This is a genomic window from Flavobacterium sp. KBS0721 (assembly GCF_002007065.3).
GTDB lineage: Bacteria > Bacteroidota > Bacteroidia > Flavobacteriales > Flavobacteriaceae > Flavobacterium > Flavobacterium piscis.
Window position 1 is genome coordinate 5720218 of sequence record NZ_CP042170.1, and the last position, 16363, is coordinate 5736580.

The 16363-nt window shown below is 35.2% G+C and carries 12 protein-coding genes; 6 read left to right on the plus strand and 6 right to left on the minus strand.

Annotated elements, in window-relative coordinates; all coding sequences use genetic code 11:
• Positions 1–78: 78 nt before the first annotated feature.
• From B0M43_RS23735 to B0M43_RS23750, 4 genes are all read right to left on the minus strand, one after another.
• On the minus strand, positions 79–1143 hold the full coding sequence (locus tag B0M43_RS23735) for an IPT/TIG domain-containing protein (RefSeq protein ID WP_078005664.1): 1065 nt from the start codon (positions 1141–1143) through the stop codon (positions 79–81).
• 20 nt (positions 1144–1163) lie between these two features.
• Positions 1164–2726: a RagB/SusD family nutrient uptake outer membrane protein gene (locus B0M43_RS23740; RefSeq protein ID WP_078005665.1), complete on the minus strand. Its 1563-nt coding sequence runs from the start codon at positions 2724–2726 to the stop codon at positions 1164–1166.
• A gap of 11 nt (positions 2727–2737) precedes the next feature.
• Positions 2738–5905, minus strand: a complete 3168-nt coding sequence (locus tag B0M43_RS23745) for a TonB-dependent receptor (protein ID WP_078005666.1) — start codon at positions 5903–5905, stop codon at positions 2738–2740.
• 313 nt (positions 5906–6218) lie between these two features.
• Positions 6219–7097, minus strand: coding sequence for an AraC family transcriptional regulator (locus B0M43_RS23750; protein ID WP_078005667.1), 879 nt, complete (start codon positions 7095–7097; stop codon positions 6219–6221).
• A gap of 303 nt (positions 7098–7400) precedes the next feature.
• On the opposite strand from B0M43_RS23750, the gene B0M43_RS23755 reads away from it, so the two are divergent.
• The 5 genes from B0M43_RS23755 to B0M43_RS23775 all read left to right on the plus strand — a co-directional run bounded on the left by B0M43_RS23755 (position 7401) and on the right by B0M43_RS23775 (position 14083).
• Positions 7401–8531 (plus strand): glycoside hydrolase family 26 protein, encoded by a 1131-nt coding sequence (locus tag B0M43_RS23755; protein WP_078005668.1) that lies wholly within the window; start codon positions 7401–7403, stop codon positions 8529–8531.
• A 142-nt stretch (positions 8532–8673) separates the two neighbouring features.
• On the plus strand, positions 8674–10065 hold the full coding sequence (locus B0M43_RS23760; RefSeq protein ID WP_078005669.1) for an MFS transporter: 1392 nt from the start codon (positions 8674–8676) through the stop codon (positions 10063–10065).
• A 28-nt stretch (positions 10066–10093) separates the two neighbouring features.
• Entirely contained in the window at positions 10094–11284 is a 1191-nt protein-coding gene (locus B0M43_RS23765) for a glycosidase (RefSeq protein ID WP_078005670.1), read from the plus strand.
• A 6-nt stretch (positions 11285–11290) separates the two neighbouring features.
• Positions 11291–12484, plus strand: a complete 1194-nt coding sequence (locus B0M43_RS23770) for an AGE family epimerase/isomerase (protein WP_078005671.1) — start codon at positions 11291–11293, stop codon at positions 12482–12484.
• Between the two features lie 312 nt (positions 12485–12796).
• Positions 12797–14083, plus strand: coding sequence for a cellulase family glycosylhydrolase (locus B0M43_RS23775; RefSeq protein ID WP_078005672.1), 1287 nt, complete (start codon positions 12797–12799; stop codon positions 14081–14083).
• Positions 14084–14203: 120 nt separating this feature from the next.
• Here the strand turns inward: B0M43_RS23775 and B0M43_RS23780 are convergent, their stop codons facing one another.
• Positions 14204–15160 (minus strand): aldo/keto reductase, encoded by a 957-nt coding sequence (locus B0M43_RS23780; protein ID WP_078005673.1) that lies wholly within the window; start codon positions 15158–15160, stop codon positions 14204–14206.
• 257 nt (positions 15161–15417) lie between these two features.
• Between B0M43_RS23780 and B0M43_RS23785 the strand changes: the two genes are divergently transcribed.
• The gene (locus B0M43_RS23785) at positions 15418–15627 is read left to right on the plus strand and encodes a DUF433 domain-containing protein (protein WP_078005674.1); all 210 of its coding nucleotides are present in this window, start codon (positions 15418–15420) and stop codon (positions 15625–15627) included.
• A gap of 171 nt (positions 15628–15798) precedes the next feature.
• Here B0M43_RS23785 and B0M43_RS23790 read toward each other — a convergent pair whose 3' ends face one another.
• Positions 15799–16326: a hypothetical protein gene (locus B0M43_RS23790; RefSeq protein WP_078005675.1), complete on the minus strand. Its 528-nt coding sequence runs from the start codon at positions 16324–16326 to the stop codon at positions 15799–15801.
• Positions 16327–16363: the final 37 nt, after the last annotated feature.

Here is a 16363-nt window from a genome sequence, read left to right on the forward strand (position 1 = left end):
TTTTTAGTAATTTTTACATCTGAAGAATTAAAAGAATCATTTTTATAATTTTAAAATGATTCTTTTAAAATCTATTAACTATTTTAATATCAGACCCAAATCATCAATATAAATGGTATTTCCTCCTGCTTTGCCTCCAAACTCCTGAAAAGTAATCTTATTTAGCTCTGTCGGATTATTAAAAGCACTGAACGGGATTTCAACATAAGTCCAGTCAGATGAAAAGTCATATGAAGGTTTAATTGCGTCACTTCCGTTTAGGAAAACACCAATTTTACCCGCATTTTGTCCTCTTAAACTCACTCTGATTCCTTTATATCTAGCAAGATCAACTTGAGAGATAACGACCATAAATTCTAATCCTCCCCATTGATGAGCGGTCCATGAAATACTTTTTGCACCTTGTTTAGGATCTTTAGTATAAGCATCGTCATAAGGATTTTCAGCATTCCATAACGCATAACCACCACTTAGGGAAGTATAAGCATCGTCGTAAATAGCACTTCCAAATGATTGTCCCGCAACGGTTGTACCTGAAACATTGGTAACAGATAATCTTTTGTATTGAATATCTTCCGGTACTTTTACCGTAAGTTCTGTCAATGAAGAAGAAATTGGCTCGACCTTGGTTGTTCCGAAATTAACCACCGGACGAAGAAAATAATCACCCTTAATTGTGATTATATCTCCGGGAGTAGGATTAATAGGAAAACCTGTAATACTAGGAAAAGGAGGTCTTACTTTTATTGAATAAACTAATGTTCCTATATTAGTAACCAATTTCATCTCATCCATTTCGTTATAATACGGAGTGTCCGAATCAACAGTTACTACAATCGCATTATCCGTAACCAAAGTTGGATTGAATACCGTTTCCAAACCATTAAAAGAAATTGTTTTTAGAGTCGAAAAACCAGAACCTCTAATAATATAAGTATTACCCGCATTGATAACATCTGTTGGCACATCGACCTGCCTGTCGCCTTCTATCAATGGATCATCTATAACCGATTTGCTAATTCCTGTTATGGCTAATGTACCCGAAGAACCTCCGTCGTCATTAGAACAAGAATTAAGTAAGAAAATTGAAATTGAAGCCAGTAAATAAAACTTCAATGCCATTATTTTTTTTATATTTTTCATGATTGTTTTTTCTTTAAGGTTTATTTAAAAACGTAAGGAACCGGAGCTTCTTTTAATTTTGGATTTTTCCTAACATCATTCGCTGGTTTAGGAAAAATAAAATCAGTTTCTACAGGTGTATAATGTTTTACTCCTTCATAATCAGAACCTCTGTCTTGTTTCGAAATAATATCAATAGCCTCAGCTCTTGGCAATCTTCCTAAATCATACCAGAATTCTCCCTCAAAAGCAAACTCTACTCTACGCTCTTGAAACAACGCTTTTTTGGTCAATGGTACATTAACGCCTAATTCAGCTAATCCCGCTCTTTTTCTGATTTTATTAAAAGATGCTTTAGCCGCAGGATCACTAGTTTCGCTCGCTCCAGCCAAAATTGCTTCGGCATGAATCAGTAAAAGATCCGCATAACGCATAATATAATTACAGTTACTCATCGCTCCCCAATTGTCTGCAGGACCGGTTTCACCTGTTTCCTGACCTACCACATATTTTTTTACCGCTGCACCTGTTGCATCTAAAACACCTGGATATTTTGCTTTATCCAATGTAAATCCTACTGCATCATCTCCTTTTAATGTTGGATAAGTATCTCCGTAAATCATATAAGACTCTTTTCTTCTTACATCCCCTACTTCAAAAGCTTCCTGAATATCGTTACTAGGAATATATACGGCTCCGTAAGATACTCTGTCATTTAAAATATCTAAACCGTATTGCACATTCGAAAAATTCCCTGCCTGATATTCGTTTACAGCACCTGACCACTGCCAGGAATAAATAGACTCTTCGTTATTGTTTTTACTAGTCAAAAATAAATCGGCGTAATTTGGTAAGAGTCCAAATTCTCCTGAATTAATTACTTTTTCAGCCATTAATTTTGCATTTGGATAATCTTTCTCATAAAGGTATACTTTAGCCAAAAACGACTCTGCAGTTCCTTGAGAAACAAAAACATTTTCTGTACTTCCTCCTCTTAATCTCACTTTTGATTTAAGGTTTGCCGCAGCGTATTTTAAATCATTTTCGATGAATTTATAAACATCTTCGATTCTATTCGTGTTCACCATCGGATTTTTGGCAAGCGCTAAATTATCTTCGATGATAGGCACCGGACCAAACAAACGAACTAAATAGAAATAAGAAACTGCTCTGAAAAAATGAGCTTCGGCAATTGTATTTTTAATCACAGCCGGACTTACACCCTCTTTTGCATTTTTATTTAGATTATTAATTAAATCATTAGATTGTGCAATAATGCTAAAGCAAGATCTCCACGGATCTGATAAAATAAAGCTGTCTGAAGTAAGTTTAAACTGAATTACCTCGTTTCCATCAACATTCGACCAGCAGTTTCCTGATGACAATTCTGAAAGAGCGTAAAAACATTTAGTATAAAATGGCGCCCACATTCTTCCGTACATTCCGTAAGTAGTACGCTGCACTTGCTCATCCGAAGTATAAAAATTTTCACTAACATATCCGTCCTGAACAGGTCTGTCTAAGTAATCATCACTACATGAAGCAGATAAAGCCAGCAAAACAAAAACCGCTAAGCTCTTAAAATTTATTTTATATATTTTCATAATAGTTTTTATTAAAATTCAACATTCATTCCAAAAGTGATGGTACGGTTCGTAGGGTAACGCCCTGAATCAATCCCACTCAATAAAGCATTTTGGTTATAGTCTCCAATTTCAGGATCATAACCTGTGTATTTTGTGAAAGTGTATAGGTTTGTAACACTTGCATAAAATCTAAGTTTGCTTAATTTAGTTTTAGAAATCACATCTGATGGCAAGCTATATCCAAAAGTTAACTGCGCAATTTTCAAATAAGAACCATCTTCTACATAACGGTCAGATATTGCAATATTTGGATGTCCGTCACCGCCGTCTGGTCTTGGATATTTAGCATTTGGATTGTCCGGTGTCCAGAAATCTGCTGCTTCTGCTAATTGATTTTCGTAAAGACGCTGATTTTTTGTAGCAGCTCTTCTCGTTAAGTTCATTACTTTATTGCCCTGAGATCCTGTTAAGAAAATAGAAAGATCCAGATTTTTATATCTAAATTGATTGTTGAAACTATAAATAAAGTCAGCTTGCGGATTCCCGATATAGGTTAAATCTTTTTCGTCGATTAACCCGTCTTTGTTTTGATCTACATATTCTACATCTCCAAGAACACTTTTCACCGCTTTGTTTCCTGTATAAGGAATTGGAGCATTTGCCAATTGTTCATTTGTTCTGATAATTCCAACCGTTTCATAGCCGTAAAATTGTCCAATTGGCTGACCAACTTCACTTTTTGTGACCGTTTTTGTCGTATATCCGTTAACCTGCACGTCTTTAATTAAATCAAAATTATCAACCAGGCTCAACAGTTTGTTGTTGTTTTTAGAAAACATAAGAGTAGCATCCCAGGTGAAATTTTTAGAAAAATTGTTCGAATATTTCAGCGTTGCCTCAATACCCTCATTTCTCATACTTCCTAAGTTTACTGTTGGCGCTGCCAAACCACCCTGATATTGCTCTAAACCTGTAACATAACTTGGCAAAGGCAATACAAATAAAAATCCTGAAGATTGTTTTCTGTACACATCAACAGTAGCAAACAATTTTGATTTAAATAAACTAAAATCAAGACCCAAGTTGCTGTCTTCTGCTTTTTGCCAGGTTAAATCAGGATTGGCAATATTACCCGCTGTAAAGAAATTCCCCAAAGCCGATTTTATTGTTTGAATATTAGAGCCATACAATCCGCCGCTAATGTTTTGGTTTCCTGTTTCACCATATCCAATTCTAAACTTAATATTGTCGACATACTCCCTTGTACCTTCCATAAATTTTTCATTCGAAATTTTCCAGGATCCTGAAATCGACGGAAAGTAACCCCATCTTTTATCTTCGGCAAAGTTCGAACTTCCGTCAGCTCTTATTGTACCTTGCAAAAAGTATTTATTATCAAAGTTGTAGTTCAAAGATCCTAAGAAAGAGTACAACGCATTTTCTCCTTTATATTCACTGGCCACTAATGTTTTTTGATCTCCAAGATTTATAGAATGAACATCATTACTTAATAAACCACTTATAGACTGACTTCCTCCAAACCAATGAGAATCATTTGCTTCCTGAAGTGCCATAACATTAAAGTTATGTTTTCCTAAAGAAATATTATAGGTAAGCATGTTTTTAAGATTCAGTCCGTACCAGGTATTTGATCTTTCCTGAAGCTGATTTACTTTATTTACAGCAGCTCCCCAGGCATATGTAGGCTGAAATCCTTCGAAGTTTTGAATATTGGTCGAACCTCCAAATTCAAAGCGATAATCTAATCCTTTTGCCAATTTTACAGCAGCGTAAAAATTTCCCTGAAAATTCTTTTGTACAAGGTAATTTGTATTCATCAAAGTACTGGCAACAGGATTAATCCACGCGCCTTGCGTACCATCTTTAGGCGGTCCTGCATAAGTTCCGTCTAAATTTTTAACCGCTACATCCGGAGTCGATAATATTGTTGTACCAATAATACCATCACTATATCCTTCAATAGTAATATTTTGATTGGTAATACCCGCATTGATCGTAACACCCATTGTCAGCCAGTCTTTCACTTTAGCCTCAAGATTGGTTTTGAAAGTATATCTTTTAAAATCAGATCCAATAACAACCCCGTCCTGATTCAAATATCCTCCTGAAACATAATAACTCATATTATCTTTAGCTCCAGAAAAAGACAATTGGTGACTTGTCATTAAAGCAGTTCTGTATATTTCGTCCTGCCAGTTTGTACCTTTTCCTAAAACCGATGGCACAGCAAATTCATCTCTTGGTGCCACACCATACACTTGAGCCAATGCATTTTGTTGTGTTGCATATTGACTTAAATCCATTGTTTTAAGTAGTCTTGTAACATCTTGGGTAGAAAAAGCAGTATCGTAAGTTATTCTTCCTGTACCTTTTTTTCCTTTTTTAGTTGTAATAATAACCACCCCGTTTGACGCTCTTGAACCATAAACTGCAGCAGAAGCAGCATCTTTCAGGATATCCATCGTTTCAATATCATTAGGATTCAAAAATGCCAATGGACTATTCGTTACACTTCCTGTATTGGTACCAATATAACCACTTACAATTGTTCCTCCTGTAGCCTGATTGGTCGCATCTCCAGAAATAGGAATTCCGTCTACAATATATAACGGTTCATTACTACCACCTAAAGAAGCACTACCACGAATCTTTACAGAAACACTTCCTCCCGGTTTACCGGAATTATTTGTTACCACAACCCCGGCAGCCCTGCCTTGCAGTAATTGCTCTACCGTAACTTGTTGAGAATCTTTAAAGTCTTTTGCTGTTACTGACGAAATTGCACCTGTAACATCTTTTCTTTTTTGATTACGATATCCAACGTTTACAAGTACTTCTCGCAAATCCTCAGCACTAAGCTTTAAAATCACGTTTATTTTACCTCCGTTTTTTACGTTGATGGTTTGAGTAACATATCCAATAAATGAAACTGAAATACTTGCATTTGCTGGCGCATCGATAGCATAGTTTCCGTCAAAATCTGTTGAAACTGATTTTTTAGTTCCTGATACCATGACATTTGCGCCTGGTATAGAAAGTCCCTTATCATCAGAAACTACTCCTGTTACCTTAACCTGAGCTGTAATACAATTACTGGTCAGCAACAAAAATAAAATCAAAGGAACTACTCTGTGGTTAGCGTTCCAATGAATGAAGTTAGTCATTAGTTTTTTCATAATAAATGTTTGGTTAGTTTAAATTTGTTATTCTAATTCAAGTCATAAACAAGGGTTGTATTTATTTCTTAAATTATTTAACAAATCTATAACACAAGTAAACATTAAATCGATAGTATTATATCATTTGATGATAATATTTTTACTATAACGTTTTAAAAAAACACATATGAAAATAATAAGTATAAATAATTGCATTATTCGCAAAACAACCCCGTCAAACTGCTTGATCTTATAAATAAAAATTAGCAAATTTGCTTAAAAGCAAACGATTTCGTTAAAAATAATATTTGTTTGTGCAAAAAAAGTATCACTATAAAATACGTTTTAATCCGGAGAAATCTTCCCTATATTGACTGGGTGTACAATTTTTAATAGCTTTAAAACTACGATTAAAGTTCGCGATATTATTAAATCCGGATTTAAAAGCAACCTCAGAAACACTCATATCTTTTTCTACGAGCCAACGCGCAGCATATCCAATTCGGATATCATTTATATAATTAACAAAAGTTTTCCCCGTACGTTTCTTTATAAAACGATTAAAAGAAATAATCGACATACTGGCCACACCGGCAACATCCTCTAAAGTTATTTTTTCTGCAAAATGTTTCTGTACATATTCATAAACCAACTTCATTTTATCATAATCATCAAACGTATCATAATCTACTGTATAAGTCGATAGCAAACGCTGATTTCTGGAATTGGCTAAATCATATAACAAAGAAGTAATTTCTAAAAAATAGTCCATACCATCTAGTTTAGAAAGCTTTACCAGCCTTGGAGTTAATTCTTCGGCTACTTTTTTGGAAAATAAAATACCGTGAATCGATCTATTAAACATATCACGAATTGGATTCATAATACGTCGTGATAATAAAGATTCATGAAAAAGATCGTTATGAAACTGAATCGTAATTTCGTGAATTTTTTTGCTCGTACATTTATTCAATTCCCAACCGTGGTATAAATTTGGACCAATCAAAACCAATTCGACATTATCAATTTCTTCAATATTATCACCCACGACACGCTTCACTCCTTTGCCGTTTAAAATAAAATTGATCTCAAATTCCGGATGGTAATGCACCGGAAAATCAAAACTATCTTTTACTCTGTCGAAAACTAAAAAACTATCTCCAGCCGAAAGCGGAGCAATTTCTCGATAAAAATTTTTAGCATTACTCATCTTAGAAACTATTTTAGGAAGTACTATTGGATTTTTTATTTGCAATAATATGATATATAATTGATAAAATAATATTAATTAGACGATAAACATCCGATTATCTTTGAAAAATAGAATTATCATTTTTACAAAAAGAATATTGATAATAAACATTAATCATTTATAATACAATATCTTTTTAAAGTTTTGATAATTTTAATCAAAAATTGATAATGATATAACGATCATAAAAATTGAGTTTTTACAACAAGCGTTTTCATTGTCGCCGTAAACTTATCATACTGAAAAACAATTACATTCCTAATGAAAAAAAACATACTAATACTATTAACTGCGGTACTTACGGGAATTTCCTGCTCTTCAAAGCAAGCGATTACTAATACTAATTTGTCACTTTCAGATAAAAAAGCTACACCGGAAACAGTTTCTCTATATAAAAAGCTACAGCAATTAACCCAAAAAGGATACATGTTTGGTCATCAGGATGATCTTGCTTATGGTGTAAACTGGAAATATGAAAATGGCAGAAGCGATATAAAAGATGTCGTTGGTGACTATCCTGCTGTTTATGGCTGGGACCTGGCAGGTCTTGAAAAAGACAGCCCTGATAATATAGACGGAATTCCATTTACAAAAATGAAACAATATATAGAAGAAAGTCATGAAAGAGGTGGAATCACTACGATAAGCTGGCATTTTGACAATCCTGCAACCGGAAAAAGCGCCTGGGACAACACCCCAAATTCATTAAAAACAGTTTTACCTGGTGGAGAAAACCATCAAAAATTTACCGTTTGGTTAGATAAAGCAGCGAATTATCTCCTGTCATTAAAAGATAAAAAAGGTAAAAATATTCCAGTGCTTTTCAGACCTTATCATGAACTTACCGGAGGCTGGTTTTGGTGGGGAAAAGGAAATGGTAGACCTGAAGAATTCAAATCCGTATGGAAATTTACTTTTGAATATCTGCAAAAAAAAGGAGTTCATAATTTAATTTATATTTACAACACAAGCAGTTTTAGTTCTAAAGAAGACTTTCTGGCCAACTATCCCGGTGATAATTATGCTGATCTTTTAAGTTTTGATTCGTATCAGAATAACGACGACAAACAAGGCGAAAAATTCATTGCCGAAGTTCAGAATCAATTAAAAATCATCAACGAAATTGGTCTTGAAAAACACAAACCTATTGCCATTGCAGAAGCCGGTTACGAAGCAATTCCAGACCCAAAATGGTGGACAGGAACTTTATCGAAAGCTATTGGTGATTATAAAATTTCCTATGTTTTACTATGGAGAAACCACGGCTGGCAGGAAAAAGAACAAAAAATGCATTATTACGCGCCATATACAGGACAAATAAGCGCAAAAGATTTTGTTGATTTTTATAATCTGGACAAAACCTTATTTGAAAAAGACATTAAAAAAAATTAATAATTGAGAATTAAAAATTAAAAATCTGTTTTTATCCGCGTTTTTACGAAGTAAATCCGTTTTTTCCGCGTCAAAAAAATCAACGCATAGAAACATTAAAATAACTAACCAAATCTAAATTACAACCATTAAAAAAAGCCTGATGCACGACAAAATTAGTTTAAAAGAAAAAATAGGTTACGGTCTTGGAGATGCGGCATCATCGATGTTTTGGAAAATTTTCAGCATGTACCTTCTATTTTTCTACACCGATGTTTTCGGACTGGCGCCTGCCGTTGTAGGAACCATGTTTTTGATTACCAGAATCTGGGATTCTTGTTTTGATCCCATTGTTGGAATCATCGCCGACCGGACAAAAAGCAAATGGGGAAAATTCAGACCTTATCTATTATGGGTAGCTGTGCCGTTTGCTGTAATTGGCGTGCTGACTTTTTACACTCCTGATTTTGACGAAAAAGGAAAAATAATTTACGCCTATGTAACTTATTCGGCGATGATGATGATTTATTCCTTAATCAATGTGCCGTATGCATCGCTTTTGGGCGTAATGTCATCTGACCGAAAAGAAAGAAATACATTATCGTCTTACAGAATGGTTTTTGCTTTTGGAGGAAGCCTTCTGGCACTTTGGCTTATTGAACCTTTAGTCAATTATTTCGGCGGAAGCCTAAACTCTAAATCAGGCTGGCTCACCACGATTGCTGTTTTTGGAATAATAACAACCGCTTTTTTCTGGGCTTGTTTTTTATTCACCAAAGAAAGAGTAAAACCAATTTCAGATGAAGAAAACAATTTAAAGGAAGATTTAAAAGATTTACTAAAAAATAAACCGTGGTGGATTTTACTCGGAGCCGGAATTGGCGCTTTGGTTTTCAATTCAATTCGTGACGGAGCCGCCGTTTATTATTTTAAATACTACGTAAGCAGCAATGTAAACTTTGATTTTTCGCTTTTTGGAACCGATTTTCACATGACCCCCACTTCTATTTATCTGGTTTTAGGTCAAGCCGCTAATATCATTGGGGTAATTATCGCGACACCCATTGCAAACAAAATAGGTAAAAAGAAGACATTTTTTGGTGCCATGGCCTTAGCCGCAATTTTGAGTTTTATCTTTTATCTCTTCGGGAAAGAAGATGTGTTTCTGATCATGAGTTTTCAGGTATTAATCAGTATTTGTGCCGGTTGTATTTTCCCGCTAATCTGGTCTATGTATGCGGATAGTGCCGATTATTCTGAATGGAAACAAGGACGCAGAGCAACAGGATTGGTTTTCTCAGCCTCATCCATGTCACAAAAATTTGGATGGACCATTGGCGGCGCAGGAGCAGGATGGCTTTTGGGTTATTATGGTTTTCAGGCCAATGTTGAGCAAACTGCTACAGCTCAAAACGGAATTCAGTTAATGTTAAGCATTCTCCCTGCCATTGCAGCTATAATATCAGTTGCTTTTATAGCATTTTATCCATTATCTGAAGATAAGCTTCAGATAATCGAACAGGATTTAAACGAAAAAAGAGACCAGAACAATTAAAATTATACCGATACAGAAATCTATTTATATGACAGCAATAGCCACTTCAACTACATTTCAGGATAGAAAAGTAGCATTAGAAAAAGAACATACACTACTGATCGAGCAAAAAAATGCTCCTCAGGATCATGCCGGAAACGGTATATACGAACGCTACAAAAACCCGGTTGTTACAGCGGCCCACGTACCATTGAACTGGCGTTTTGACCTTAACGAAAAAACCAATCCGTTTTTACAGGAACGCATAGGAATGAATGCCGCTTTTAATGCAGGCGCCATGAAATGGAAAGGAAAATATTTGCTTGCTGTTCGTGTGGAAGGAATCGACAGAAAATCTTTTTTCGCTATAGCGGAAAGTCCAAACGGAGTGGATAATTTTAAGTTTTGGGAGAAACCATGCGTGATTCCGCAAACCGAAGAACCGGATACGAATGTCTATGATATGCGTTTGATCGATCATGAAGACGGTTGGGTTTACGGTATTTTTTGTACCGAAAGAAAAGATCCTAAAGCACCAAAAGGCGACACAAGTTCGGCTGTAGCCAATGCAGGAATCGTACGCACGAAAGATTTGGTAAACTGGGAAAGATTACCTGATTTGATTTCGAATACAGGACAGCAGCGTAATGTAGTTTTGCATCCGGAATTTATAAACGGAAAATACGCTTTATACACACGTCCGCAAGATGGTTTTATTGATGTTGGAGCCGGTGGCGGAATTGGTTTAGGCTACGTTGATGACATGACAAATCCTGTTGTAAAAGAGGAGAAAATTATCTTTGGGAAACAATATCATACGATTTATGAATTGAAAAATGGCCTTGGCCCCGCTCCTATCAAAACCGAAAAAGGCTGGCTGCATCTCGCACACGGAGTTCGTAACACCGCTGCAGGATTACGTTACACGCTCTATATGTTTATGACAGATTTACACGATATTAGCAAAGTAACTCACGTTCCTGCCGGACATTTTATGGGGCCAGAAGGAATCGAAAGAGTTGGAGATGTGTCGAATGTTTTATTCTCTAACGGATGGATCGAAGACAACGACGGAACCGTTTATGTGTATTACGCATCATCAGATACAAGAATGCATGTTGCCGTTTCATCTGTAGAAAAACTGGTTGATTATGTTACAAATGCTCCAGCCGATACTTTTATTTCTGCAGGTTCAGTAAAAACGATCATCAATCAAATCGAAAAAAACAAAACAATCTAATTTATCGTGTCAATACAATTAAAGCAACTTAAAACTGAATTATCAGCTGAACTCGATTCTATTTTAAAATATTGGTCAGAGCATACCTTAGACAACGAAAATGGTGGTTTTACTGGTCAGATTGATCACAAAGATCATATTATTGCAAATGCAGAAAAAGGTTCTGTTTTAAATGCCAGAATCTTATGGAGTTTTTCTGCAGGCTATCAGGCAACCAAAAATGAGAGTCATAAAGCAACTGCCAAACGTGCTTTTGAGTTTCTTTCGGATTATTTTTATGATCCCGAATTTGGAGGCTTATTTTGGAGCATCAATGTTGATAAAACGCCAAAAGACACTAAAAATCAGATTTACGCTTTAGCTTTTGCGATTTACGGTCTATCAGAATATTATGTTATTTCTAAAGACGAAAAGGCCTTAGAAATCGCCATCAATTTATATTTACAAATAGAAAGACACAGTTACGATTCCATAAACGGAGGCTATTTAGAAGCTTTTACCAGAGAATGGAAACCAATTGCCGATTTGCGTCTGAGTGAAAAAGATGCGAATGAAAAGAAAACCATGAATACTCACTTGCATATTGTGGAAGCGTATGCAAATTTATTTAAGGTTTGGAAAGACAAAAAGCTGCAAAACACAATTATTGAATTATTACAGACTATAGAAAAACATTTTATTAATAGTGAGACAGGACATTTGAGATTGTTTTTTAATGAAGAATGGATTGAAAAACCAGACGTGATTTCGTATGGTCATGATATTGAAGCAGCCTGGCTTTTGTTGCAGTGTGCCGAAATTTCAGGAGATGAAAATCTAATAACCAATTATAAAAAACACGCCATTAAAATGGCCGAAGTTACGAAGGAAGGTTTGGATGATGATGGAGGTTTATGGTATGAATTAGATCCGAAAAATAACGAGCTGATTGCTGAAAAACATTGGTGGGTTCAGGCAGAAGCTTTAATTGGTTTTTATAATGCGTATCAATTAACGCAAAATGAAATTTATTTAGATATCGTTCTGAAGAACTGGGATTTCATTAAAAACAATATTTTGGACACTAAAAACGGCGAATGGTTTTGGGGAGTTTATCGTGATTATTCGTTGATTGAAAAAGACAAGGCCGGTTTTTGGAAATGTCCTTATCATAATAGCCGGGCTTGTATGGAATTAATTAATCGAATTGATTCAATTTAATTTACAATTAAATGCTCCGCCGCCATTGCAAGAAACGAAGCAACCACAGTAACAAAAGCAGTTTTTTTGTCATTTCGACGAAAGAGAAATCACACTAGAAACTCCATATAGAGAATCGTCAATCTTTATCGATTCACGAGTGTGATTTCTCCTCCGTCGAAATGACAAGATTGGGAAAAATTGAAGAAACAAAAGATATCTTAAAACCGTCAACCCCTAGCCCCGATGGGAGGGAAAATCCTTTTGTGTCCGCCGCGGCGGACACAAAAGATTGGAAGGAACAGCGGGATTAGCTCCTAAAAAAAATAAACAATGATAAATAAATTTCTAAAAGCCCTCGGATTAGCTTTAATGTTCTCTGTTATGGCTTGTCAGGCGCAGGAAAGAATTACGGTCAAGGGAACGCAATTTTATAAAGGCGATAAACCGTACGCTTATATTGGAACGAATTATTGGTACGGAAGTTTACTGGCTTCGAAAAAAGTAGGCGACAGAAAAAGATTGCTTCGGGAACTGGATTTGATGCAAAAAAACGGAATCGATAATCTAAGAATTCTGGTTGGTGCCGATGGTGGAAAATACGATTTTACGGTTCGTCCGGCGTTGCAATACGAACAAGGAAAATACGACGAAGATTTGCTTGACGGATTGGATTTTCTGATCAGCGAAATGAGCAAACGCAAAATGTATGCAGTTTTATACCTGACCAACAACTGGGAATGGTCGGGCGGAATGTCGCAATATTTAGAATGGAACGGCAAAGGTGCGATTCCGGTTCCGAATATTACCCCAAATACATGGCCGCAATTTATGGCGTATACCCAACAATTTTACAGTTGCGAGCCTTGTATGAAAGCTTTAGAAAATCATGTAAAATTTATCATTGGAAGAACCAACAAATACTCAAAAAAGAAATATACCGAAGACAACACAATTATGTCCTGGCAAGTTGGTAATGAACCAAGACTTTTTACGGTAGAAAATGAAGCGAAATTTACATCATGGCTCGATACTATTGTTAATTTGATTGATAGTTTAGATAAAAATCATTTGGTTTCCACGGGTTCTGAAGGGAAAAACAGTTCGAATGACAGCATGGAAATTTTTGAAAGAACACATCAAAACCCAAATATTGATTATTTGACGATGCATATCTGGCCCAAAAACTGGAATTGGTTTAAGGCTGACGATGCCGAAAAAACAATACCAATAACACTTGAAAATGCCGGAAAATATATTGATGAGCATATTAAGGTGGCGAACAATCTAAAACGCCCAATTATTATTGAAGAATTTGGTTTGGGAAGAGAAAACGAAAGTTTACTGGAAACGACATCAACAATAAACAGAGATGTTTTTTACAATTATATTTTTGGCAGAGTTGCCGAAAGTGTAAAAAATAATGGTCCGCTACAGGCAGCGAATTTTTGGGGATTTGGCGGCGAAGGCAAACCTGTTACCCAAGACGGAAAATGGAATCCCGGAGATCCTTTAACGACAGATCCTCCGCAGGAACCACAAGGATTGAATTCTGTTTTTTCTACGGATAAATCGACTTTGGATATTGTGAAGAAATATAATATGGAATTGAAGAAATAGCTTAAAAGCACCCTCTTAGATTTTGAAACCCGACAATTTTATGATTGTCGGGTTTTCTATGTTTATACATGACAGAGATGCACTGCTGAGCGTCTCTACGATATCTATTTATAGAATATATTATGCTAATATTTTCTCGATCGCATTCAATTCATCCTGTGTAAATTCAAGACTTTGCAAACAATCAATATTATTGTTTAATTGTCTAACAGAACTCGCGCCAATTAAAACCGATGTAATTCGTTTGTCTTTTTGTAACCATGCCAATGCCATTTGAGCCAAAGACTGGTTACGATCTTGTGCGATATCATTCAGCTGCACTAATTTCGCGATTCTTTCAGCTGTAACTTCATTTTCTTTCAAATGTCCGTTTGGATTGTGCGCTCTTGAGTTTTCCGGAATTCCGTTTAGGTATTTATCTGTGAGAAGTCCTTGTGCCAAAGGCGAGAATGCAATACAGCCCACTCCTTTTTCTTCCAGAACATCCAATAAACCATTTTCTACCCAACGTTCTAACATCGAATATTTGGCCTGATGAATCAAACATGGCGTTCCTAATTGTTTTAAAACATCGACGGCAACTCTCGTTTGTTCTGCAGAATAATTACTGATTCCAACATACAAGGCTTTTCCGCTTCTTACAGCGTAATCCAAAGCCTGCATCGTTTCTTCAATTGGAGTTTCCGGATCCGGACGATGCGAATAAAAAATATCGACATAATCGACTTTCATTCTTTTCAAACTCTGGTCTAAGCTTGATAGTAAATATTTACGGGAACCCCAATCGCCGTAAGGTCCATCCCACATGGTATAACCTGCTTTGGTCGAAATGATGATTTCGTCGCGCAGATTTCCCTGAAAATTATGCCACAGGATTTTACCAAAATTAGTTTCGGCAGAACCCGGTACCGGTCCATAATTATTAGCCAAATCAAAGTGGGTGATTCCTTTATCAAAAGCTTCTACAGCAATACTTTCTGCATTTTCAAAATTATCTACTGAACCAAAGTTGTGCCACAAGCCCAGAGAAATTTCAGGTAGTAATAACCCGCTTTTTCCGCATCTGTTATATTTCATTCTTTTTATTTAAGGTTGTAGTTTAATAGGTTTTAAAGGTAAAAAAAACTTACGAAGTTTTGCCACAAAGACACTAAGACGCTAAGCTTTTTATTTAAAATAGAAATCGCCACGAATTCACGAATTTTTGAACAAGTAATTCGTGAATTCGTGGCGAAAAACCTTTTATTTCAAAAATTTTGAGTAAAAAACAAACCTGATTATTTTAAATTTCAAATAGAACTTAATTTTTGTAAATTTGTTTAAATAATAAAATTATGGAAAATAACTGGCAAAATTTAATTTCAATCAACCCTGATATCAGATTTGGAAAACCTGTTATTACAGGGACACGGATTTGTGTTTCAGATATTCTTTCGTGGCTTTCGACAGGAATGTCTTTTGAAGAAATTATCGAAGATTTTCCTGAATTAAAAAAAGAACATATTCTTGCTATAAGTAATATAAATAAAAGTTCTATCTCATAAAAAAAAAGATTAATCCAGCATCCCGCTGACAGGGATTTTTTTCTCACTAATTTAAAATATAACTTTACATGTTACAAAATGACGATAAAGAAAAAAGCGGCGGAAATTCTGGTAATGATATGGGATCTAATGATTCTCCTCCTCCAACACGTGACGGTGGTGATTATCTTGTTAAGACCGAGCAATAGCCACAATTGACCAAATTAAAATAATGGGCATACTGTAAGCAATTATAAAACATGCCCATTTAAAATTCTTAACTCTCTTCGAGTGTATTTCTTCATTTTCTTTAATTGAAATTTGAATCGTATTTACACAATCATACAGTACATAAAGAGATGTTTGATCATCAGTCCAATTTCTATTAAAATTTGGGCTTTCAATATGAAAATTAGGTTTAGTTCCTTTTAGCCTAATTTTTGAGGGAAAAAGTATTGTTGAAACCCAAATCAACGAAACAACAGATACGATACACAATGCGATAGCATCTTGTACAATTAAATCTTTATAATTTATACACGGATATTTATTTACTAAAAAACCTAAAGTAGTTATTACAATAAGTATTAACAAATTAAATAAAGTATTTGCCTTAGTATCTATAGTATCAGAAGCCTTGGTAATATCATCAAACCTGTTTTTTGCATCTTCATAAATTAACTTTAATGACTCCGTTTTAAAATCGTGTAGGTTTAGCATTTTATTACTTTTAATAATTCAATTAATAGTCTTCTAG

Coding starts and splice junctions, on each gene's coding strand:
- B0M43_RS23790 (WP_078005675.1), bottom strand. CDS start 16,326: ATGCTAAACCTACACGATTTTAAAACGGAGTCATTAAAGTTAATTTAT.
- B0M43_RS23785 (WP_078005674.1), top strand. CDS start 15,418: ATGGAAAATAACTGGCAAAATTTAATTTCAATCAACCCTGATATCAGA.
- B0M43_RS23750 (WP_078005667.1), bottom strand. CDS start 7,097: ATGAGTAATGCTAAAAATTTTTATCGAGAAATTGCTCCGCTTTCGGCT.
- B0M43_RS23780 (WP_078005673.1), bottom strand. CDS start 15,160: ATGAAATATAACAGATGCGGAAAAAGCGGGTTATTACTACCTGAAATT.
- B0M43_RS23760 (WP_078005669.1), top strand. CDS start 8,674: ATGCACGACAAAATTAGTTTAAAAGAAAAAATAGGTTACGGTCTTGGA.
- B0M43_RS23765 (WP_078005670.1), top strand. CDS start 10,094: ATGACAGCAATAGCCACTTCAACTACATTTCAGGATAGAAAAGTAGCA.
- B0M43_RS23745 (WP_078005666.1), bottom strand. CDS start 5,905: ATGAAAAAACTAATGACTAACTTCATTCATTGGAACGCTAACCACAGA.
- B0M43_RS23740 (WP_078005665.1), bottom strand. CDS start 2,726: ATGAAAATATATAAAATAAATTTTAAGAGCTTAGCGGTTTTTGTTTTG.
- B0M43_RS23755 (WP_078005668.1), top strand. CDS start 7,401: ATGAAAAAAAACATACTAATACTATTAACTGCGGTACTTACGGGAATT.
- B0M43_RS23735 (WP_078005664.1), bottom strand. CDS start 1,143: ATGAAAAATATAAAAAAAATAATGGCATTGAAGTTTTATTTACTGGCT.
- B0M43_RS23775 (WP_078005672.1), top strand. CDS start 12,797: ATGATAAATAAATTTCTAAAAGCCCTCGGATTAGCTTTAATGTTCTCT.